General features: G+C 44.5%; 1 protein-coding gene. It reads right to left on the minus strand.

The annotated features are described in order from the left end of the window. Window positions 1-50 precede the first annotated feature (50 nt). Complete coding sequence (locus NLX71_RS26430; RefSeq protein ID WP_254366780.1) at window positions 51-311, minus strand: M14 family metallopeptidase; 261 nt, start codon at window positions 309-311, stop codon at window positions 51-53. Between the last annotated feature and the right edge of the window lie 159 nt (window positions 312-470).

Genomic DNA, 470 nt, shown 5'->3' on the forward strand with positions numbered 1-470 from the left:
TGCGCGTCGTAATCAGTTACGTATATGATCTCATGAATCCCGTCGTTTTTCTAGGTGTGGAGGATTTGACGCTTACGAAATAAAGCAGCCGATAGCGGGTGACGTGCCGCTTCATTGGGTTTGCGTGGGAAAGTCCGATTCAGATCGGGAATCCCCCTAATACGCCGCTTATAGGCATTTTGATTAACGATTGGAACTATGATTAGCGTTCCTTGGTTAATTCGGAGTATGTCATTTTGCAACAACCTCAAAAGCTTTTTTGCTGACAGAATATTAGCCCTCTCATCTCCATGAACACCTGCTGTCACCATTACCGTGTTCCCTTTTGAGCTACCTCTGATGACGTAATATGAGGTTTTGAACTTAGTGGCCTTCGCTAAACGTCGTTCTCGTATAAAGTGAGCGTCAAATACTCACCACCTTTCAAGAACCTCAAGCTCATGAGAAAATGAAGGTATCTTGAACGGGAG

The organism is Paenibacillus sp. MZ04-78.2, from assembly GCF_024213375.1.
In the GTDB taxonomy this organism is placed as follows: Bacteria; Bacillota; Bacilli; order Paenibacillales; family NBRC-103111; genus Paenibacillus_G.